Source organism: Geodermatophilus sp. SYSU D00779, from assembly GCF_054050595.1.
Genome location: NZ_JBJGZQ010000004.1, coordinates 230,953 through 251,522 on the forward strand (window position 1 = coordinate 230,953; position 20,570 = coordinate 251,522).

The window sequence follows — 20,570 nt, forward strand, 5'->3', positions numbered from 1 at the left end:
TACCGCTGTCGTCCCCGGCTTCAAGGGGTCCGAGGACCCGAGACCCCATCGGCGCGCTGTCCCCGCGGTGGGTGCCCCTGCACCAGGGGCACCCACTCCTCGGCGGCGACCGACACCGGGTGCGGTGGTCGCGGTGATCGGGGATCAGGAGGCGGCCGGCCCCAGGCCGCGGTCGGCGAGCTTGCTCCGGAGGCGGGACAGTGCGCGTGCCCGCGTCGGGCCGATGCTGCCGATGGGCATGGCGCACCTGGCCGCGACGTCGTTGTACGAGTCCAGCTCGTCCCGGAAGAGTGCGACGAGCAGGCACTGCTGCCGCGGCGAGAGCTCGGCCACGGCGGCCCACAGGTCCCGTGCCTGGTCGCGGTCGACGACGTCCTCCTCCGGACCGGCCGTGGTGTCCGGCGTCTCGTCGACCACGGGCAGCGGGCGCAGCCGAGCGGACCGGCGCAGGAGGGCCAAGGACTCCCGCGACGCGGTGACCGCGAGCCAGCCCGCCAGCCGCTCCGGGTCGCGGATGGTCCGCACGTTCTGGAGCAGGCGCAGCCAGGTCGTCTGCGCCACGTCGTGGACGTCCGCCGTCTGGAGGCGGAACGACGCGGCGACCGACCGGACGAGGCCGTCGTACTCGTCGATCAGTCGTCTCCAGGCCGACTGATCACCCTCCGCCACCTGTGCGAGCAACGTGCCGTTGTCGCATCCGCGGGCGGCGTGCGCGGTCGTGCGGCAGAGCTGTGTGGCCATCGCGCAGCAGTCCCGTTCTGGACGGATCCGCATGATGCGGGGCGATCAGCGGATCATTGGATGGGTGGAACAGCCTGGGCGCAGTTCCGCCGGCCTCCACAGCCGATCGAGTGACGGTCGTGGTGGTCGGGGCGCTGCACCGGGTCCGGCTGCGGGGAGGACGCTATGGCCGGGGCCTGCGCCGGGCTGCCAACCCGCGGACACGCCGGCTGTCATCCGGATGACAGGTACGTCGGTACGGCCCGGGCACCGGATGCCGCTCCGGCCACGACGGGCCGGGGTGCGTCACATGCCAGCGCGGCGGCGCAGCGCGGAGGGATCACGGAGGACGATCACGCGGCCGTCCACCGAGATCAGGCCCCGGGACGCGAAGAGCTGCAGGATCCGGTTGACCGCGGGTCGGGTCGCTCCCACCATCGCGGCGATGTCGGACTGCGACAGCCCGACGTCGAGCACCGTGTGCTGGTCATCCCGCGCATGGCGCTGCGCGAGCTGGAGCAGGACCTTCGCGACACGGCCTGCGAGGTCGAGGAAGACGAGGCCGCCGGTCTGCTCGGTCAGCCGGCGGACCAGCTGCCCGAGCGAGCGGAGAACGGCGTCGAGGACCGCCGGATGGGCGGCCATCGTCTCCAGCACCGCCGCCCGCGGCAGCATCAACACGGTCGTCGGCTCGACGGCGATGACCGATGCCGAGCGCGGTGAGCCGTCGAGGATGGCGAGCTCGCCGACGGTCTCGTGCCGGCCCAGGGTGACGAGCACGATCTCGTCGCCCTGCTCCGACGTCAGCACGACCTTGACCACGCCCGCACAGACGACGACCAGGTGGTCTCCAGGGTCACCCTGGTACCAGAGGTACTGCCCCCGGCCGTAGGTCCGTTGCCTGCTGCCCGCGGCCAGGTCGAGCAGTGAGCGCCGGTCGAGCGCGCCGAAGACGTGCGTCGACCCGAGCACCTCCGCCACCTGGTCGCGGCTGAGGTGCGGCCTCATGACGCGATCCCCGGCCCCGGGGACGGCCCGTCCACCCGAGCACGGTACTGCCGATCAGGGGTGGCGGACCCGCCCTCGACTCACGCACGGTGAGGGATCTGCCACCCGGACGTGGCTGGACGAGGTCGCCCGTTGCGCGTCCGGACCATCGTCCGACGCCGACCCGTCAGCGCCCGGCGGCATCACGCGGACGACGCGTGCACCCGCCGGGCGACCGACGTCCCGGGTCGGTGCACCTAGCGGATCCCGTCCCAGAGCGCGCGCTCGGCGCCCCGCGGGTCATCGACCACCCGTACCTGCTCACCGAAGACCTGCACCGGCCGGCGGCGGGTCTCGTAGGGGGCCCAGCCCGGGTCGCCGTCGGTGACGAAGCGGACCCACGCGCCGTGCATGGCGTCGGCCAGCTCCTGCGGGGCGGCGTCGCCCATCAGCGCGCCGTGCGCCTCGTGTTCCAGCGTGTCGAACGTGAAGCCGAGCTCGAGGGCGTGGCAGGCGCCGAGCCGGCCGCCGAACTGCGGCGAGGGCCAGGCGAACTCGTACACCCAGGCCCGCCCACCGGCGACCCCTCCCTGCTGCGTCACCGCCTCGGCCAGCCGGATCGCCGGCAGCCGGAAGTACCAGTCGGTGGCGATGTCGGCCAGCAGTTCCCCCGGCGTCGCTCCGGGGCGAGCCCTGCGGTGGACCTCGAGCGCCCGGTCGGCCGGCAGCCCGTACCCGGCGACGGCCAGCTGCAGCAGGTGGTCGGTCACCACGTCGACGACCCCGTTGGGCACCGTGAACAGCCGCTGTTCGTCCCGGTTGGCGCCCACGAGGACGGCGACGTCGCGGGCCGACCCGTCCGCGATGGCCCGGACCGGGAGGTCGGGCAGCAGGTCGCCGTCGACCACCGGCTCGAAGGCCAGGAGGTTGACCGCGACCTCGCCGAAGCGGCCGGGGTCGGGCATGACCGCGACCTCCCGGGCCAGCCCCTGCTGGGCGGCGATCAGCTCCCCGACGGGGACGGCGGCGAGTGCCTCCCGCGTGGCCGGGACGTCCAGCCGCTCGGCGACGTAGCCGCCGATCCTGGTCGCCGTGGCCGCGGTCAGCGCGTGGTGGCCGGCGCCGCTCTGCGCCACGGCCCGGTGGAACAGCCCGCGCGCCGAGGGCATCGCCAGCAGGCAGGCCACGCTCATCGCGCCGGCCGACTGGCCGCCGATCGTGATCCTGGCCGGGTCGCCGCCGAAGGCCGCGATGTTCTCCTGCACCCAGCGCAGCGCGGCCACCTGGTCGAGCAGGCCGCGGTTGGCCGGACCCCCGTCGGCGAAGTGCAGGAAGCCGTCGACGCCGAGCCGGTAGTTGATGGTCACGCACACGACGCCGTCGCGGGCGAAGGCCGTGCCGTCGTACACCGGGACCGCGCCGGACCCGTTGACGAAGGCGCCGCCGTGGATCCACACGAACACCGGCAGCCCGGACGCGCCCGGGTCCGGGGTCCAGACGTTGAGGTTGAGGCAGTCCTCGCCGGGGATCTGCGGCTCGGGCAGCAGGACGTCGTAGGGCGGCGCGTAGGGCGGCTTGGGCACCGTCGGTCCGTACTCGGTGGCCGGCCGGACCCCGTCCCAGCGCTCGGGCGGCTGGGGCGCGGCGAACCGCCGGGGGCCGAAGGGCGGAGCGGCGTAGGGGATGCCGAGGAAGGCGTGCACGCCGTCGCGGGTGCTGCCGCGCACCGCGCCGCCGGAGGTCTGGACCGTCGGTGTCGTCGCCGTCACGGCGCGGACGCTAGCCCCCGCCGAGCGCGCACCGGGACCCGCCCGGCGGCCCGGGCACGACGTCCTCCCCCGCCTGCAGGACGGGCGTTGCCGCAGGGTCCCCGGGAGTGCCCGGACGACTGTGAGCCCGCGCGCCGAAGCCCACTGCCGCACGCGGCGTCTCGACGTGCGGTACCGGGACCTGGACCGAGTGCGCCGGGTCGAGGTGACCGGTGGACACGAGCTCCCCGCACTGCTCGCCGCTCCGGGGGGCGTCGCCTGCGGGGGCACGGTCGGTGGTGTTCGTCGCCGTGCTCGCCCGTCGTCGCTGCCGTTCTGGCTGCTGCTGGGGTCGGTCCCGCTGGACGGGTGGGGGCTGCTGCCGGCGAGCGCGCCGGTGTTCGTCTGCCCCGTGGTCGTCGCGACGGTGCTGGCGGCGATCGGGGGCGGGACGGACGGGACAGGCGCCGCTGGAGGGCGGATCCCGGTGGTCGGCGGCGTCGTCGTCACCCACGGGGAGGCGAGCCAGCCGGGCAGCATCGGCAGTGGCCACGAGTGACACGGGCACGAGCGTGTGCGTGTGTGCACCCGTCGTGGCGTCGCGTCCCCTGCCCGTCATCCGGGGACTCCCGCGTCACGCGCTGCGACGAGAGCGGCGGGAGGACATCCCGACCGGCCTGGTGTCGGTCCGCAACCGGGTTCGCGGGGACTGGTTCGCATAACCGGTCGGGAGCGTGGTGCACCGCTGCGTCTGGACCACCGGGCGGCTCCACGGGTCGACCTCCGGAGCCATGTGCACGTAGACGATGCTGTCTGCAGGGTCGTAGGTGTTCATCACGATCCCTCCTCCGGTCTTCGCTGCTCTCGCGCGGACGAGGCCCGCGGTGGCGTCGGGTTCTCCTGGGATGAGCATCGCCCGGCCCGGACCGGCCCGACATGGCGCTGACCCCCGCCCTGCCGTCAGGAGCCCCCCGTTCTCGAGCGGGGGGAGGCCCCCGGCGACGAGGGGGGCTGACGCCTCGCGCGTCACCGGCCGCGCCGACCCGCTCTGCCGACCCGCTGCCGCGTTGCCCGTCCTCGGCAGGCGACCGTCCGCGGCGCGGTCGGCTCATCCGCTGGACGTCACCGACCGTGGATGAGTGCCACGAACTGCACGGCGAGAGCTGCACCGGGCCACCTCAGGGCACAGCGGGATGCCGGTGCTCTGTCCCAGTCGGCTGACGACGTCCTCGAACTCGGACGACACCAGGCCCAGGCAGTTCCCCTCGTGCCGAGGCTCCTCACCGGTCGTCCCGCCGGATGCCCGGGTGCACCCGCAGCGCGGCCTCGACCTCGGCCACGGGCCGCACCGGCTGCCGCCACGACCCGGCGTCGCCCGAGAGCCGGCACGGCACCGTGTCGTCCCCGGTGCGGGTCACGAGACCGGTGACGACGCCGGCCTCCCCGGACAGTGCCGCCGAGCACCCGGGCGTGCGCGGCCAGGAACAGCGACCGCAGCGGCACCCCGAGCTCGGTGGCCCGGCGGCGCAGCGGGACCGCGAGGCTGCCGGGGAGCGTCGTCCCGAGCCGGGCGACGCCCGGTCGAGGGTCGCGGGTCCACCGCGGGATCGCGGTCGAGCCGCCGGCGAGGAGCACCTCGCACCAGGAGGCCGGACCGGCCTCGGTCGGTGCCGTGGTCATCGGGTGGGTCCCCCTCACTGCAGGGCCGGGGTCGGGGTCGGTGCGGCCGCAGGTTGCCGTCCGTCGGAGGAGGACACGGGGGTCGGGTCACCGACCCGCGGCTGCGGCCCCGGAGCGGTGGGGCGATCGGCGCAGGCCGGCAGGGCGACCGGGCCCTCTGGCATCGCGCGGGCCGGGTTGCCGCCCCAGTGCCCGCCCGGCGGGATCTCCTCGCCCTTCATCAGGAAGGAGTCGGCGGCGAGCACGGCGCCGTCGCCCAGGGTCACGCCGTAGTGGGTCCAGGCCGACAGGCCCAGGGTGACGCCCGACCCCAGGGTGATGGTGTCGGACTTGAAGGCGCCGTCCTCCTGCGAGTGCGCCTGCAGCCAGGTCAGCGCGTTGAGGGTGCAGTCGTCGCCGATGGTGACCAGCGTCCGCTCCGGGATGTCGACCCCGTCGTCGAACAGCCGGCGACCGACGCGGACCCCCACCAGCCGCCACATGAAGCCCTTCATCGGCGTGCCGTTGAAGAGGGCGGGGTTCCACATCAGCTTCCAGTAGCGCTCGTGCCACCAGAAGTACGGGTCGTAGATCGAGCAGAACTGCGGTCGCAACCGGCCGAACCGCAGGTTCGCCCGCTCCACGAGGACGCCGAAGACGATGGTGAACAGGAGGGCGCCGACCTCCGCCGTGAAGATCGACACCGCACCCATGGTGTGGTGCAGCCCCGCAGCGGCGAGCCCGAGCAGCGTGATCCCGAGGTAGGAACTCCACCGGAGCAGCAGGAACAGCCCCATCGTCCGCAGGTTGTAGCGGTTCTTGGCGGCCAGCCGGCCCGGCAGTTCCTCGGCGCTGCTGTGGTGGTCGAAGGTGCTGTCCCGCTCGACCGACCGGGGGATCTCGAAGGCCGGCGACCCGAGCAGGCCGACGTTCTCGCGTACCGGTCCCTCGATCGGGAGCTGCACCTTGGTCGCGAGCAGGCAGTTCTCCCCCATCCGGGACTGCGGCGGGTAGATGATGCCGTTGCCGAGGAAGCTGCGCGGCGCGATCGACGCCCGGGAGACGCGGAAGGACGTCGCCGAGAAGTCGGCGTTCACGACGGTCAGCCCGTCGGCGACCATCGTCCCGGTGCCGACGGTGACGTGGTAGGGGCTCTCGTGCGTCACGTTGGTGCCGAAGTTCGACCCCGTCTGCACGACCTCGGACAGGTCGTACCCGATCCACCGCAGGTAGTGCACGATGTAGGAGCTGTCGCCGAACAGACCGGTCAGGAACTTGCGGTTGGTCAGCCGCGAGATCCCCTTGTGCAGCGCCCAGTGGAAGCCGTACAGCGGGTAGACCCGGTCCGGCCTGATCCCGAGGTTGAGCACGCGGGGGACCGTCGTCGCGGCCAGCAGGCCGAGGAGCAGCCCGCCGGAGAGCAGGACGGCGGAGATCCCCGCGGCGTGGAGGTAGAACGACGGGTCCGTGAACGCGAGCGGACCGGTGTCGAGCAGCGTGCCGACACCCGGCCACAGGACGAGCAGCATGGAGATGCCGCCGATGCCGAGCGGCAGGGTCACCAGGACGACGGACAGCACCTGCAGCAGCGAGTAGACGGCCCGCCTGCCGGTGCCGCACGGAGCCGGCGGCAGCACGCCGTAGTCGACCTCGGTCGGCTGCGCCGGGTTCCCGTGCCAGCGCTCGCCGGCGGGCACGGCCTGGCCGCGCTGCAGCGTGGAACGCAGGCCCAGCTGGGCGCCGTCGCCGATGCGGGTGTCGATGTCCAGCACCGTCGCCTCGCCGACCAGCACGTCCCGGCCGATGGTGACCGGACCGGTCTGGATGAGCCCGGCGTGCGCCCGGTAGCAGGGGAACGCCGACTCCCGGCGGATGACCGTGTCGTCCCCGATCGTGAGCAGGTCGGTGGCGACGGGCACCTGCTTGGCGAGGATCGTGACGCCGCGTCCGATCTTCGCGCCGAGGGCCCGCAGGTACAGCACGTGCAGCGGTGAGCCGCCGAAGAACAGCAGCAGCGGACTGCTGCGGACGAGCGTCTTGACCACCCAGAAGCGGACGTACGCCAGGCTCCAGACGGGGAACTCCTGCGGCCTCCACCGGCCGATCAGCACCCACTTCGCGACGACCGGGGTGATCGCCGTGCCGCCGAGGGTCATGGCGCCGAACGCGACCGCCCGCAGGTACTGGGAGACCAGATCCCCACCCCCGGGGATCCAGCCGATGCCGAGGTGGGCGACGACCGCGGCGGCGTACAGGTACCCGAGGAAGACCAGGACCTGCAGCGACCCGACCAGGCCCAAGCGGAGCGTGCTCGCCGGTGCCGCGGCGACCGGTGCCGCAGCCGGGGCCGGCGCCTGTTCCGGGGCAGGCGGGGGTGCGCCGAGCACCGTCGCCAGGCCGCGGACCGTCGGGTGGGCATAGACGTCCCGCATCGAGACGGAGGGCAGGTCGGGCCGCTTGCGGACCCGGGCGCAGAACCGGGCCATGACCATGGAGTCGGCGCCCAGGTCGTCGAACACGTGGCTGTCGACCGGCACCGAGTCCACGCCCAGGACCTCGGCCAGGACGGCGGCCAGCTCGGTCTCGACCGGTGCGCCGGCCGGGGGCCTCCGGGCCGGGGCGAGGGCCGTCGCGAGGGCGGCCGCCAGCCTGGAGACGGTCGGGTGCTGGTAGACGTCCCTCATCGAGACCGCGGGCAGGTCCGGGCGCTTCCTGACCCGGGCGCAGAAGCGCGCCATCACCATCGAGTCGGCGCCCAGGTCCTCGAAGAAGTGGCTGTCCGCGGGCACCCGCTCGACGCCCATCAGGTCGGCCAGCACCTCGGCCAGGACGGTCTCGACGTCCCGGGTCGGCGGGGCCGGCCTGGCGTGGACGGCCGGGACCGCTGCAGGGGCGGCCGTCCGGACCTCGATCGGGTGTCCCACGATGTGAGCTCCTTGCGTCGGTGGAGGAGTGGTCCGGGCTCGTGCCGGGGGGTGTGCGGTCACCTGTGCCGCTGCCGTCTCACCGCGGGGTGGACAGGGCGGGCGACGGGGACTCCGGGTACCGCGGCCGGGGCACCGCCCGCTCGACCTCGGCTCCCTCGTCGGGACGGAGCGCGCGCTCGCCGAACAGGTCCTGGACCCACGTGCGCTGGTAGACGGTGTCGAGGTACCGCTCACCGAGGTCCGGCGCGATGGTGACCGCCGTGAGGCCCTCCGCGTCATGACGGGTCAGCCAGTCCACCGCGCCGCTGACCGCCGTCCCGGTCGAGCCGCCGAAGAGGAAGCCGCGCCGGGCCAGCCGGTGGCAGGTCCGGATGGTGTCGGCCTCCTCGACCCAGACGACGTCGTGGACGAGGGACTCGTCGAGCATCGGGGGGCGCAGCCCCATGCCCAGGCCGGGGATCATCCGGCGGGCCGCAGGCGCACCGAAGGAGACCGAGCCCACCGCGTCCACGGCGACGACGCGCACCGAGGGACGGTGCTCGGAGAACCACCGGGCGCAGCCCATCAGGGTGCCGGTCGTGCCCGCTCCGACGAACAGCACGTCCAGCTCCGGGAACTGGCGGGCGATCGCGGGCGCCGTCGTCTCGTAGTGGGCTCCCCAGTTGCCCGCGTTGTCGTACTGGTTGAGCCAGACGTACCGGTCGTCGGAGGCGCACAGTGCCTGCACGTACTCGATCCGCGCCCCGAGGAAGCCGGTGACCGGGTGGGGCTCGGTGATGACGTGCACCTCGGCGCCCAGCGCCTCCATCAGCAGCCTGGTCGACAGGTTGCACCGGGAGTCGGTCACGCACCGGAACCCGTAGCCCTTGCTGGCCGCGATCATGCTCAGGGCCACGCCCAGGTTGCCCGAGGAGGACTCCACCAGGACCGATCCGGGCCGCAGCAGGCCACGGCGTTCCGCGAGCTCCACCATCCGGGTGGCGGCCTTCACCTTGACCGACCCGGCGAAGTTGAAGCCCTCGCACTTGAGGAACAGCGATCGCCCGACGACCGGGTGCAGGTCGACGTACAGGTCCTCTTCGTTGAACTCGTGCGGAGCGGAGATGACGGGCACGTCGGTCCCCCTGCTGTGCTGGCGCGGTGACGCGCGGGATGTGGGTTCCGGGAGAGGGAGCAGCTGCCTGGCCCTCGCGGAGAGACTCCGGCGGCACGGACGGGGGATCGATCGGGCTCTCCCGAGAACCGGCGGCCTCCGCCCCCTGTCCCGGGTGGGGCGGACCCCACCGGGGATCCCCACCACCGCGGCCGGACGCCTGCTCAGCGCCGGGCCGGCAGCACCTCGGGCCGGATGGGCGGGCACGCCGCGCCGTCGATCGACGACGGCCGAGCTCGGTGCACCGACGTCGGTGACCACGTGATCGACCGGGCGCTCCTCGGTTCCGGCCTCCACCTGGTCACCGGGGGCTGCCCCCACGACGGGAGGGGGGTCTGCCGCGCCGTTCCGGGGGTCCGCTCGATGGTCCGGACCGCGTGGTCCCGCCACGCTCGGGACAGCAGGACGACCCGGGGAGCACCCCCGCTCGACCGGCCCGGCACTCGGACCCTGGAGATCCCCATGACCGCGTTGGCTCCCAGCCCCGTCGACGACCTCCGTCCCGACTTCGTGCAGGCAGGTGCCGACCTCGTCGCCGCCCGGCTCGCACAGCAGGCCAAGGACACCCCCGCTCACCGCGCCGCCGTCGCACGGCAGCGAGCCCGGGTCGACGCCCTGCTCGACCTCTACCTGGAGCTGTCGGACCCCGGGCCCTGGGACGTCGACCACCTGCCCGCGCCGAGCCCGATCGGCGTCCCGGCTCCCCGGTCGCTCCCGTAGGCCCCGTCCCCCGGGCACGACGGTCACCCACGCCGATGACGTCCCCGTCAGGACGGTCGCGGTGACGGCACGGGTGCCCCCCCTCCCCCCTGCGACGGGAGGTGGGGTCTCCCCCACCCCCTGGTAGGGGCCGCCCTCTTCCCTGCCCGCCCCAGCCGTCGGGACGATGGTCCCGTGGCCTGTGACCTCGCCCGCCGAGCCAGGGCCGGGCGTGGACATGCCTGGTCCCAGTTCCCCCGATGACGGGAGGCCCGCCGCCTCGTCGACAGGACCGACCGCCCCATCCCCACCAGGAGGCCCCCGTGCCCGTCACCGATGTACCGCTGGACGGCCCTGATCGGTCGGTCGCTCGCGCAGAGCGCAGGGAACCGCACGCCCACGAGCAGCGGGGGTACTCCCGGCCGCGGGCCTTCTCCGTCGGCCCCGCGACGGAGCTGGTCCGCGGGGGCATGTTCGGCAAGGCCCATGACGGCTACACCGGCTACTACATGGAGCCCTGAGCTCGCTCGCGGGGCCGTCCAGCTCCGCTCCGACCTGCTGCTCGTACGGGCTCCGGACGGCAGCGGTCGGCTCCTGGACCTCGCGGGCTCGTTCTACGCGGTCGACCCGATCGCCGTGGAGCTCCTCGTCGGCCTGTCGCGCGGAGGTCGCACCGAGGCGGTGCGCGCCACCGCCCGTCGGTACCGGGTCCCCGAGCAGCAGGTCGCCGCCGACCTCGACGCCCTCCTCGCGGAACTGCCCCCGGGCATCGGTACCGGGGGCGCGGCCCGGTGCGGCGGGCGGGCCGACCCGCTCGTCGTCGCCGTGCTGTCCCTCCTGCGCCGGGTGGGGCACCCACGCCTGAGGACCTGGGTCCTGCTGGCGGCTGCGCGGGTCTGCTTCGCCACGGCGGGGTGGTCCCGCACCCTCCGGTGGTGGACCTCCCTGCCGCTCCGGGGCCGTCCGGGCGGAGGCTCCGCGGCCGAGATCGACCGACGGGTGCGCCGCTCGGCCACGGGCAGCGTCCTCGGGCACACGTGCAAGGAACGGGCCGTGGTCTGCCTGGCAGAGGCACGGACCGCGGGGTTGCCGGCTGCCGTGGTCCTCGGCCTGAGCTGCTACCCGTTGGCCACCCACACCTGGTGCCTCTCGGACGACGACGTCGTCCTCGGTGACCTCCCCGACCTCTGCGACGCGTTCGAGCCCGTGGCCCGCTACCGATGAGCGGCGGCGTCCTGGTCGCCACGATCGGTCCGACCGGCGCCGCCCTGACGGCCACGGGCAGGCACGTCACGAGCTGCAGCGGCGACGGGGTCACGGTGGTGCTGCTGGGTGAACTGCACTACCGCGCGGACCTGCAGGTGGGGCCGGGCCGGGCCGACGACGCCGAGCGGATCGCAGGCGTCTACCGCCGTGGTGGTCGCACCGCCCTCGCGGCGCTCGAGGGCGACTTCGCGTTCCTGCTGTACGACCGGCCCTCCGGTCGGGTCCTCGCCGTGCGCGACCCCATGGGTGGGCACCGGCTCTACCACGAGCGTCTCGGCGAGCAGGTCGTCATCGCGACCGACCTGGCGACGCTGCACCGGAGGCGCGGCCGGCGGGCCGACCTGGACGTCGACCACCTCGCCGGCTACCTCGCCGCCCAGTCCCCGGTCAACGAGCCGGCCGGGACGAGCACGCCCTTCCGAGGGGTAGGGCGGGTCCCGGCCGGCGCGGCGCTCCAGGTCGAGATCCCCGCGTTGACGACGGCCGTCGGTCCGCTGTTCGCCCCGCCGGAGGTCGCTCCCGGCCGAGGCGCCACGCTCATGGCTGCCGCGGCCGACTTCCGGGAGGCGTTCGTCGCCGCGGTGCGGGAACGCGCGGTCGGCGACGTCGCGTGTCACGTCTCCGGCGGGCTGGACTCGTCCGCCGTACTGCGCTGCGCGGCCGACGCCGCCGCCCACGGCCGGTGCACGCTGGTGGCCGGGTTGTCGGTCGTGTACCGGGACCTGGGGCTGCTCGCCCGCGAGACGCCGTACGTCGACTCCGCGCTCGGCGTCGCGCCCGGCGTGCGGTCGGTGCGGCTCGACGGGGACCACCTGCTGGACTTCGACGCCTTCGCCGACCCGCCCGAGCACGACGAGCCGTATCCCGGGCTGTGGCGCATGGCGATGGACCGCGCACTGACCCTCGCGGCGTTCGAGGCCGGTGCCGAGCGGGTCCTCACGGGCATCGGGGCCGACGAGGTGCTCGACACCCACCCCTTCCACCTCGCGGCGGACCTGCGCAGCGGGCGGCTGGTCGGGGCCTGGCGGGAGGCGCGACGCTGGGCGGCGGCGGACAACACCGACCCGTGGACGGTGCTGCGGCCCTACGGGTTCGACCCGCTGCTCGCCCGTCGGCGCCGCCGGGCACCCGAGGTCCCGGCGTGGGTCCGGCCGGAGTTCGCCCGGCGCACGGCCCTGGCGGAACGCATCGCGGAGCAGGCGGCATCCGGTGCCGCCTCGCACCCCATCCCGGCCGTCGGGTCCGCCCTGGCCGGCATCCGCGGCCGGACCGGGGACCCGGTCCGGTGGGCGGTGGCGCACCCGCTCGGTCTGGTCGTCTCGCACCCCTTCCTCGACCGGCGGGTGCTGCGGGCGGCGTTGCGGGCCGTCGCGGGCGTCCGCCCGGAGCCGACGCCGAGCAAGCCGCTGCTGCGCGCCGCGATGGGCGACACGCTGCCCGACCCGATCGCGACGCGCCGGCGCAAGGGGCACTTCAACGAGGTGTACTACCGCGGGCTGCTGCGCAACCGGGACCAGCTGGTGGCACTGGTCCGCCACCCCGCGGTCGTCGACCTGGGGATCCTGGACGCCGAGGCCCTGGCGGCTGTCCTCGACCGCGGTGCCGTCGGTGGCCTGCGCGTCCCGGAGCTGCACTCGCTGAACCTCGCGCTGACCCTGGCGCGGTGGCTGCTCCAGGAGGCAGGACGGGGCCCGCACGACGGCGTCCTCCCGTCCCGGCGCCCGCCGACCGCCGACCGGCACCGATGCGGCGGACCGCAGGGGACCGGCCCGTGACAGCCCCCCTCGACCCCGGGGGTCCTCCCCCGGTGCGGATCGGGGGCTCGCGCCGGCAGGTGGGGGGTTGGCCGGGTGTCGGGCGACTCCGGACCCGGCGACGCTGGTCCCAGCGTTCCCGGACCGGAGGCCGGTTCGCGGCCTCCCGGACGAGAGCGGGGACGCCCTCTCCACATCGAGGACCTGCCATGTCCGCTCCCCTGCCCTGCCTGCGCCACTCGCGCACCTGGCTGGCCCACTGCGACGACTGCACCGCGTGGCACCTGTCCCGGCAGCTCGCGCGGCGCGCCGTCCCGCCGGTGGCGCAGGGCGCCGCGCCACGGGACGAAGCCGCCGGGACCGCAGCCGTCGGGACCGCAGCCATCGAGCGGGAGACCGACGACCGCTCCGCCGGCCTGCGCGTCGACTTCCGGCGCGCCTGCGACGAGCGCGCCGAGGCGCGGCACCGGCAGCGGGTCGAGGACACGACGGCCAACCGGCTCGCCGTCCAGCAGACCGGCACCCGGGTCGACGCCGTCCTCGACGCGTACCTCGAGCGCAGCCGCTGCCGCGGCGGCAGCCGGCTCGCGAGCTCGACCACCGCTGCGGACGTGCCGCTGCCGTCCACTCCGGCGACACGCGACCGGCGGTCCCCCGGACCGGTCCGGTCACGACCGTCCGCGGGGGATCTGCGGGTGCGCAGCGGAGCGGAGGTCGACCGACGCGGCCGCTCCCAGGGCCACGGCGTGCTGCGGACGGGCGTCGACCCCGAGGGGACGCCCCAGCTCGCGCGAGAGCAGGCGGGCCACCAGGGGGATCTGCGACGAGCCGCCGATCAGCAGCACCGTCGAGAGCACCTCCGGCGAGACCCCCGCCGAGCACAGTGCCCGCCGGAACGCGGTGATGGTCGACTCGACCAGGCCGAGCACGCGCTCCTCGAACCCCTCCCTGGTCAGCCGGACCTCCAGGCGGACCCCCGGCAGGTCCACCGGGACGACCGTCTCGGCGTCGAGGGTCAGCGCCTCCTTGGCGAGGGTGCAGTCCCGGCGCAGGCGGGCGAGGGCGACGACGGCCCGGGGATCGTCCCGGTCCAGCTCGGACAGCGCCCCACCGGTGGCGTCGTCGACGAGGGAGAGGACCGCCTCGTCGAAGGCGGCACCGCCGAGACGCTCGATGCCCTCGGGCGTGCCGAGGACGGCGGTGCGCCGACCGTCCCGGTGCAGCACCGCCGCGTCGAAGGTGCCGCCCCCGAGGTCGTAGACGGCGACGATCTCCTCCGGCGGGAGCTGCCGCTCCGGCGGGAGCTGCCGGGTGGTGGCGTGGTAGGCGACGGCGGCCTCCGGTTCGGTGGTGGTCCGCGCGTCGGGGATGCCGACCAGCTGCGGCACCTCCTCGAACAACCCCTGCCGGAAGGGACCCCAGGTGGCCGGGTGGGTGAGGACCACGAGTTCGGGGTCGAGGCCCTGTTGTGCGCTGACCCGGGCGACCACCTCCTGCAGCAGCGCGGCCAGCAGGTCGGTGGCCGGGTGGGAGGTCCCGCGGAGCTCCATCGGCGTCGGGCTCCCGAGCCGGCGCTTGATCTCGGAGGCCACCCGGTCGGGGTCGCTCACGGCGCGCCTCGCGGCCTCGTCGCCGACCACCAGCGACCCGTCGTCCCGGACGTAGACGGCCGAGGGCATCACCGGCGATCGGTCCCCGAGCGGGACGACGTCCACGCGGACGCCGTCCGCCACCGCGGCCGCGGCGGACGTCGTCCCGAGGTCCACCCCGAGGCAGTAACCCACAGCGCCCCCTGGGTGAGGCAGCGGACTTCCTCGCCGGCCGCAGCGTAACGAGGCGGGGGGACCGTGCGGTCCGTCCTGCGTCGGCGCGGGTGCTCGGCGAGCGATCCGTCACCGAGTGGATGCGGGGGTCTACCCCACCCCCCGGATGGGGCGCGCCCCATTCCGGGCACGCCCGCTCGGCCGGAGGATCTGGTGGTGATGTGCACGCCTGCGCAGTGGCCGGACGACGGGGGTGCCGCCGACCCGGAGCGGCCTGCGGGGAACGTGCCGTCGTCGCGACCGGTCGACCTCGGGTCGGTCGGCCCCCGGCAGGTCGTGCGCGACCACTGGCTGCGCCGGCTGCACCTGCAGCGCCGTCTGCACGACGGCGCGTCGCTGCAGATCTCCGCACTCGTGCCGCGGCTCGGCGTGGTCCGCAAGCGGCTGTCGGACGACGAGGACGGCGTCCGGCTCTCCATCGACGACCTGCAGGACCAGCTGCACACGGTGCTGCAGGAGCTGCGGGAGGTCTCGCGGGAGATCTACCCACCGTTGCTGGACCAGGCCGGGCTGGGTCCGGCGCTGTGCGAGTTCGCCGACCGCGTCGCCGTGCCCGTGCGCGTCGTGGCACCGGCGGAGCGCTTCGGCCCGGAGGTCGAGGGGGCCGTCTACTTCGCCGTCACCCAGTGCCTCGCCCTGCTGGAGGCCGGGGGGCCGCCGGTCGAGGTGGTGCTGCGCCGCGACGGGGAGGTGCTCGTCGTCTCCCTGGACGGCGTGCCGGCCCGGCACGCCGTCCAGGTGCTGAGCCAGGTGCAGGGGCTCGGCGGTCAGGTCGGCGTCGCAGAGGGGCCCGGCTCGGGGACGATCACGGTGAGGATCCCGTGCGGGTAGCCCTGGCCGAGGACGGCGCCCTGTTCCGCGAGGGGCTGCTCATGCTGCTGGAGGCCGCGGGTCACGAGGTCGTCGGCTCCACCGCCGACGGGGACTCGCTGGTCGAGCTGCTGGACACCGAACCGGCCGACGTGGCGATCCTGGACATCCGCATGCCCCCGGGACCCGACGGCGGCCTGGTGACCGCCGAACGACTCCGGGCCCTGCACGCCGACCTGGGGCTGCTCTTCCTCTCCCACTACGCCGAGTCCCACTACCTGATGCGGATCCTGCAGATCGGCACCGAGGCCATCGGCTACCGACTCAAGGAGAAGGTCGGCAGCGTCGACGTCCTGAGCGACACGCTCGCCCGGATCAGGGCCGGGGAGATCGTCATCGAACCCGTCCTGGCCAAACGCCTGGTCGAACACCCCCGCGGGGAGAAGAAGGGAGCCGTCGAGTCACTGTCACCACGAGAACTGGACGTCCTGCGGCTGATGGCCGAGGGCCGGTCGAACAACGGGATCGCAGCACAGCTGTTCGTCACGCCCAAGGCGGTGGAGAAGCACATCGCCAGCATCTTCGGCAAGCTCCGGCTGGCCGAGGACGCCACCGAGCACCACCGCCGGGTCCTGGCCGTCCTCACGTACCTGCGGGCCCAGCGCGACGAGGACTGACCCCGACCGCAAGGGGGGGGTTGGCGCGGCGTGCGCCTGGGCCTAGCGTGAGCGCACGGCCCGGCCGGGAGCCGGGCGTGGGTCGGTGGTGCGGATGACCCGGGTCAGCACCGCAGTGGTGCTCCGCGGGCTGCTGGTCACCGGAGGGGTGGCCGCGGTGCTGCTCGCGGTCGTCCTCGGCGGCCGGGCGGTGATCGACAGCAGGAACCTCCTCAGGCTGGCGCTGCCGTTCCTCGGGGCCTGCCTCGCGGCCATCGGGCTCTTCCTGGTGTGGCCCGTGCTCGAGCGCACGGTCGCCCGCGTGGCCGGCCAGAGGCTGGCCAGCCCGTACTCGGCGCTGGCCGAGGCGGCCCGACGGATCCAGACCGGGTCCCTCGACCAGGTCCTCCCCGGCCTGGCGCAGGTGCTGGCCGAGGGCACCGGGGCGGTCCGGGCCGCGGTCTGGCTGGCCGTGGGAGACCGGATGGTGGAAGCCGTCCACCACCCTCCGGACACCGGAGGCACGAGCCCACCCGGCCGGACCGTGCGCGGGCTCGCGGATCTGCTCGTGGACCCGGACGTCGACTCCGTCGTGCCGGTGCTCGACGCGGGGGTGCTCCGGGCCGCCCTGACGATCACCAAGCCGGGGTCGATCACCGCCGCCGACCGGGACCTGCTCCACGACGTCGCCAACGGTGCGGCACTGCCCCTCCGCGTGGTGGCGCTCAACGCCGAGCTCAGCGAGCGGGTCCGGCGGGCCGCCGAGCTCGCCGAGGAGCTCCGGGCCTCCCGCCGGCGGCTCGCCTCGGCACGGGACGCGGCGCGCCGGCGGCTGCTCGCGGAGCTCTCCCACGCCACGGACGACCGCCTGGCCGCGCTGCGGACGCACCTGGCGGCGACCCGCGCCCGGCTCGCCGACGGGCCGGACGACCTGACGCCGGTCCGGGACGCGCTCGCCGACGCCCGGGTCCGGCTGGACGACCTGCTCGACCGGTTCCGCACGGTGGCCAGGGGCGTCTACCCGTCCGTGCTGCGCGACCACGGGCCGGCCGCCGCGCTCGACGAGGTGGTGGCCGACCTGCCGCGGCCGGTCCGGCTCCACGCCCACCTGGGGTCGCGGGCGGCGTGGGAGCTGGAGTCCGGGCTCTACTACGCCGCCGCCTCGGCACTCCGCGAGCTGGCCGGACGACCCGCCGAACGAGAGCTGAACCTGCGCCTGGAGGAGTGCCACGGCGAGATCAGCGTGGTCCTCGACGACCCCGCCCCGCCGGTGGCTCCGGCCCGTCTCGAGGCGGTGCTCGCCGACGACGCCGACCGCCTGGTCGCGCTCGGCGGCGGCCTGCGGGTCACCGCACACGGCGAGGACGGTGCCGCCCCACCCACCAGCCGGGGCGGCAGTCCCCCCGTCGTCGTCCGCGCCTGGGTGCCCGACCGGGTGGAGCCGGTCGTGGAGGCCGTCCTCGAGATGGAGGTCGCGGTCCGGTGACCGGCGGGCGTGCCGAACGACGGGGCAGGACCTGGATCGGTGCCCTCCTCGTCGGGTGCGCGCTGCTGTCGGCCTGCTGGCTGGTCCTCGGGGTGGTCGTGGCCGTGGCGCAGGAGTTCGCCGGCGTCGCAGGCCTCACCCCGGAGGCGGTCGCCGCGAGCGACGCGTGGACGCGGGGCCTGGTCGCCGGGACGCGGCACGGCCAGCCCCTCTCCGTGCTGATCCCCGATGCGGCGCTGACCGTGCTCACCCTCGGCCTCGCGGGCGCCCTGCTGGTGCGCCCTCCCCGCGACCCCGCGCAGCTCCTGCTCGGGACGGCGCTGGCCGCCTCGGCCGCCGCCTTCGGCCCGCAGTCGGACGCGGCGTCGGAGGTGCTGGCCGCCGTCACCGGGGTCGACCGGGTCGCTGCGGTCCCCCGGTTCGTGCTGCCGGTGGTCGCCTGCGTCGCCTACGTGCTCGCGTTGGCCTGGGCGCCGCGGAGCGGCCCCCTCGGGCGCCCCGACCGGTGGGTGGTGGCTGCGGCGCTCGGCGCCGCGGCGGCGGCCCTGGTGAGCGCCGCCTTCCTCCCCGCGTCGGTCCGCTGCGTCCTGCTGGCCGGGGCCGTGCTGCCGCTCCTCGGGATCGCCGGCCTGCGCCGGCGGCTCCGCGCCAGCACCAGCGAGCGGCTGCGCGCGCCGGCGCGGCTGCTCTTCGGCCTCCTGGTGGCGACCGTGGCGATGGGGGCGGCGCTGGCCGTCATCACCGGCGTGCTGGCGTTGCTGAGCCTGCGGGGGCTGGCCCAGATCGACTGGAGGAGCGTGGACTGGGCGACCGCACGGTCGCTGCCGCCGATCGTGCTGTGGTACTGGGCGTCCCGGCTGTCCCTGCCCGTCGTGGCCGTGGCCGTGCTCGTGACGAGCCGGCGGTCCGGTGCGGCGAGTGCGCAGCGGTGGTTCAGCCGCGGGGTGGTCGTCGTCCTGGTCACGGCCTCGATCGGCTGTCTCTACGCGGTAGTCGACCTGCTCGTCGGTAAGCCCAGGCCCGGGAACGCGGTCGCTCCTCCGTCGGTCACCACGGCCGCGGCCGTGACGGTGAGCGCGCTGGCCTTCCTCCCCGTGTTCCTGCTGACCGAACGCGCGGCCGACCGGTTGCTCTACGGCGCCAGGCCGACCCCGTACCGCGTGCTGGCCGAGCTCGCCGCGCTGCCACGGGCCACGACCGGGGGCGTCCCCGACCTGGCCGGCGTCGCGGAGGCGGTCGGCCAGGGCCTGGGCGCCACCACGTGCCGGCTGACCGTGCACCGGCCGGGGCTGCGCGACCGGGACTACCGGTGGGTCAGGCCGGGTGAGGAGGAGGCCGAGACGTCGCTGGAGGTCCCCATCCGGCACGGGGGGCAGGAGGTCGGGACGATCGCGGTCGACCGGGCTGCGGTCGCCGGTGCGGACGACCAGCGGCAGGACCTGCTGGGGGCGATCGCGAACAGCCTCGGGGTCGTGCTGCAGGCCGTGCGGACCGGCATCGACCTCGAGCGCGAGCTGCGGGCCGCGGTGGCCCACGCCGCCGAGATCGCCGACGCGCGTCGCCGGGTCGTGGCCGAGGCGGACAGCGAGCGGCGGCGCATCGAGCGGGACCTGCACGACGGGGCCCAGCACCACCTGGTGTCGCTGAGCCTGACGCTCGGGCTGGCCGAGTACGAGGTCCGGGCCGGGCGGGTGGAGCAGGCCCGCGCCCGGCTGGACCAGGTCGTCGGGCAGCTCGACACCGCGGAGGCCGTCCTCACCCGGACCGCCACGGGCCTGTCCTCGGCCGCGCTCGCCGAGCGGGGTCTGGTCGCCGCCCTCCGCGACGAGCTCGGGCAGGACCCGCAGGTCCGGCTGGACACCACCGGCGTGACCGTCGACCGGTTCCCCCCCGAGGTCGAGGCCGCCGTCTACTTCTGCTGCCTCGAGTCGGTGAACAACGCCCGCAAGTACGCGGGTGGGGCACCCGTGTGCGTGTGGCTGCACCGTGCCGACGACCACCTCCTCTTCACCGTCGAGGACGAGGGGCGGGGGTGGGACCCCGAGACCCGCTCGGACCACTCCGGGCGAGGGGTGCGCAACATGACGTCCCGCATCGCGGCCGTCGGCGGACACCTCGACGTGCGGTCCGCCCCGGGGCAGGGCACCCGGGTGGAGGGCCGGGTACCGCTGGGCGACCCGGAGGCGCCCCCACCCGCACCCCGCGCCGTACCGGTCCCCCGTCCCGTCGACCAGGCCCCCACCATGGCCCGCCCGACCGGCGACCACTAGCACGGGACGGCGGACACGCGGGGCAGCGTCCTCCGGACGGGCGGGCGTCGGGCCGGTGACCGCGCACCCGTCCAGGGCTACGCACCACGCGAGGGCACCACACCGGGGCACCAGCCGCTGCGCGTGGTGCCCCGTCCTCGCCCGGGGGGCGGGACGAGCCAGCCGTGCAGCTCCCGCCCGCCGTCGGCCCAGTGCAGGAAGTCCTCCTCCCACGGCCGGTCGCGCAGGGCCGCGCGCTCGTGCAGCTCGACCTGGACGGCGAGGAACTCGCGGAGTCCCCGCCAGGCTCGCAGCGTCGTCGTCCTCCAGCGGGCCATCGGTCCCCTCCCGGACTGCCCAGCCTCCGGCGGCGTCCGCCGCCAGGCCCAGCGTCGACCGGGCGGGGCTGAGGCACGAGTGGCAGGAAAGACGCCGATCGCGTCGTTCCTGCCAGTCCCGGACCGGCCCACCGGCAGGCAGCCGTCACGGGGCTGCCGGCGCCCGCCCACGGTGGGACCGCTGGACGGGTGGGTGGCCACGACGCGGGGGGGGGGCGGGGGGGGCGCCCCCGCGGGCCCCGCGGGGGGTCCCCCCCCACCCCCCCCCCCCCCCCCCCCCCCCCCCCCGCGGCGG

Annotated in this window: 17 protein-coding genes; 9 read left to right on the plus strand and 8 right to left on the minus strand. The window is 75.2% G+C overall.

All coding sequences use genetic code 11. The features are described from left to right. Positions 1 to 144: 144 nt before the first annotated feature. The 3 genes from ACI79G_RS04680 to ACI79G_RS04690 form a co-directional block, all read right to left on the minus strand. Positions 145 to 669, minus strand: a complete 525-nt coding sequence (locus tag ACI79G_RS04680; protein WP_456879977.1) for an RNA polymerase sigma factor — start codon at positions 667 to 669, stop codon at positions 145 to 147. A gap of 357 nt (positions 670 to 1,026) precedes the next feature. Next, positions 1,027 to 1,728, minus strand: a complete 702-nt coding sequence (locus ACI79G_RS04685; RefSeq protein ID WP_456879978.1) for a Crp/Fnr family transcriptional regulator — start codon at positions 1,726 to 1,728, stop codon at positions 1,027 to 1,029. A gap of 236 nt (positions 1,729 to 1,964) precedes the next feature. Next, the gene (locus ACI79G_RS04690) at positions 1,965 to 3,476 is read right to left on the minus strand and encodes a carboxylesterase/lipase family protein (protein ID WP_456879979.1); all 1,512 of its coding nucleotides are present in this window, start codon (positions 3,474 to 3,476) and stop codon (positions 1,965 to 1,967) included. A 166-nt stretch (positions 3,477 to 3,642) separates the two neighbouring features. Here ACI79G_RS04690 and ACI79G_RS04695 point away from each other — a divergent pair, with 166 nt between their 5' ends. Then, complete coding sequence (locus tag ACI79G_RS04695; protein WP_456879980.1) at positions 3,643 to 4,014, plus strand: hypothetical protein; 372 nt, start codon at positions 3,643 to 3,645, stop codon at positions 4,012 to 4,014. 721 nt (positions 4,015 to 4,735) lie between these two features. Here ACI79G_RS04695 and ACI79G_RS04700 read toward each other — a convergent pair. The 3 genes from ACI79G_RS04700 to sbnA form a co-directional block, all read right to left on the minus strand. Then, complete coding sequence (locus ACI79G_RS04700; protein ID WP_456879981.1) at positions 4,736 to 4,873, minus strand: hypothetical protein; 138 nt, start codon at positions 4,871 to 4,873, stop codon at positions 4,736 to 4,738. A gap of 276 nt (positions 4,874 to 5,149) precedes the next feature. Further along, positions 5,150 to 8,038 (minus strand): Pls/PosA family non-ribosomal peptide synthetase, encoded by a 2,889-nt coding sequence (locus ACI79G_RS04705; RefSeq protein WP_456879982.1) that lies wholly within the window; start codon positions 8,036 to 8,038, stop codon positions 5,150 to 5,152. A 79-nt stretch (positions 8,039 to 8,117) separates the two neighbouring features. Beyond that, positions 8,118 to 9,155, minus strand: coding sequence for a 2,3-diaminopropionate biosynthesis protein SbnA (gene sbnA, locus ACI79G_RS04710; RefSeq protein ID WP_456879983.1), 1,038 nt, complete (start codon positions 9,153 to 9,155; stop codon positions 8,118 to 8,120). A gap of 501 nt (positions 9,156 to 9,656) precedes the next feature. Between sbnA and ACI79G_RS04715 the strand changes: the two genes are divergently transcribed. From ACI79G_RS04715 to ACI79G_RS04730, 4 genes are all read left to right on the plus strand, one after another. After that, entirely contained in the window at positions 9,657 to 9,914 is a 258-nt protein-coding gene (locus ACI79G_RS04715) for a hypothetical protein (protein WP_456879984.1), read from the plus strand. Positions 9,915 to 10,216: 302 nt separating this feature from the next. Next, positions 10,217 to 10,414, plus strand: coding sequence for a hypothetical protein (locus ACI79G_RS04720; protein ID WP_456879985.1), 198 nt, complete (start codon positions 10,217 to 10,219; stop codon positions 10,412 to 10,414). After that, a complete protein-coding gene (locus ACI79G_RS04725) occupies positions 10,380 to 11,117 on the plus strand; it encodes a PqqD family protein (protein WP_456879986.1) in 738 nt (245 codons plus the stop codon). The genes ACI79G_RS04720 and ACI79G_RS04725 overlap by 35 nt, the downstream gene beginning before the upstream one ends. Then, positions 11,114 to 12,934: an asparagine synthase-related protein gene (locus ACI79G_RS04730; protein WP_456879987.1), complete on the plus strand. Its 1,821-nt coding sequence runs from the start codon at positions 11,114 to 11,116 to the stop codon at positions 12,932 to 12,934. Before ACI79G_RS04725 ends, ACI79G_RS04730 begins: the two co-directional genes overlap by 4 nt. Positions 12,935 to 13,581: 647 nt before the next feature. On the opposite strand, the gene ACI79G_RS04735 is transcribed toward ACI79G_RS04730, so the two are convergent. Next, positions 13,582 to 14,697: an Hsp70 family protein gene (locus tag ACI79G_RS04735; protein WP_456879988.1), complete on the minus strand. Its 1,116-nt coding sequence runs from the start codon at positions 14,695 to 14,697 to the stop codon at positions 13,582 to 13,584. A 198-nt stretch (positions 14,698 to 14,895) separates the two neighbouring features. On the opposite strand from ACI79G_RS04735, the gene ACI79G_RS04740 reads away from it, so the two are divergent. The 4 genes from ACI79G_RS04740 (at position 14,896) to ACI79G_RS04755 (ending at position 19,958) form a co-directional block, all read left to right on the plus strand. Next, positions 14,896 to 15,567 (plus strand): sensor histidine kinase, encoded by a 672-nt coding sequence (locus ACI79G_RS04740; protein WP_456879989.1) that lies wholly within the window; start codon positions 14,896 to 14,898, stop codon positions 15,565 to 15,567. Continuing rightward, on the plus strand, positions 15,558 to 16,223 hold the full coding sequence (locus ACI79G_RS04745; RefSeq protein WP_456879990.1) for a response regulator transcription factor: 666 nt from the start codon (positions 15,558 to 15,560) through the stop codon (positions 16,221 to 16,223). The genes ACI79G_RS04740 and ACI79G_RS04745 overlap by 10 nt, the downstream gene beginning before the upstream one ends. A 94-nt stretch (positions 16,224 to 16,317) precedes the next feature. Further along, positions 16,318 to 17,688, plus strand: coding sequence for a hypothetical protein (locus tag ACI79G_RS04750; protein WP_456879991.1), 1,371 nt, complete (start codon positions 16,318 to 16,320; stop codon positions 17,686 to 17,688). Further along, positions 17,685 to 19,958, plus strand: a complete 2,274-nt coding sequence (locus tag ACI79G_RS04755) for a sensor histidine kinase (protein WP_456879992.1) — start codon at positions 17,685 to 17,687, stop codon at positions 19,956 to 19,958. The genes ACI79G_RS04750 and ACI79G_RS04755 overlap by 4 nt, the downstream gene beginning before the upstream one ends. Before the next feature lie 77 nt (positions 19,959 to 20,035). On the opposite strand, the gene ACI79G_RS04760 is transcribed toward ACI79G_RS04755, so the two are convergent. Next, positions 20,036 to 20,275, minus strand: coding sequence for a hypothetical protein (locus tag ACI79G_RS04760; RefSeq protein WP_456879993.1), 240 nt, complete (start codon positions 20,273 to 20,275; stop codon positions 20,036 to 20,038). Positions 20,276 to 20,570 lie beyond the last annotated feature (295 nt).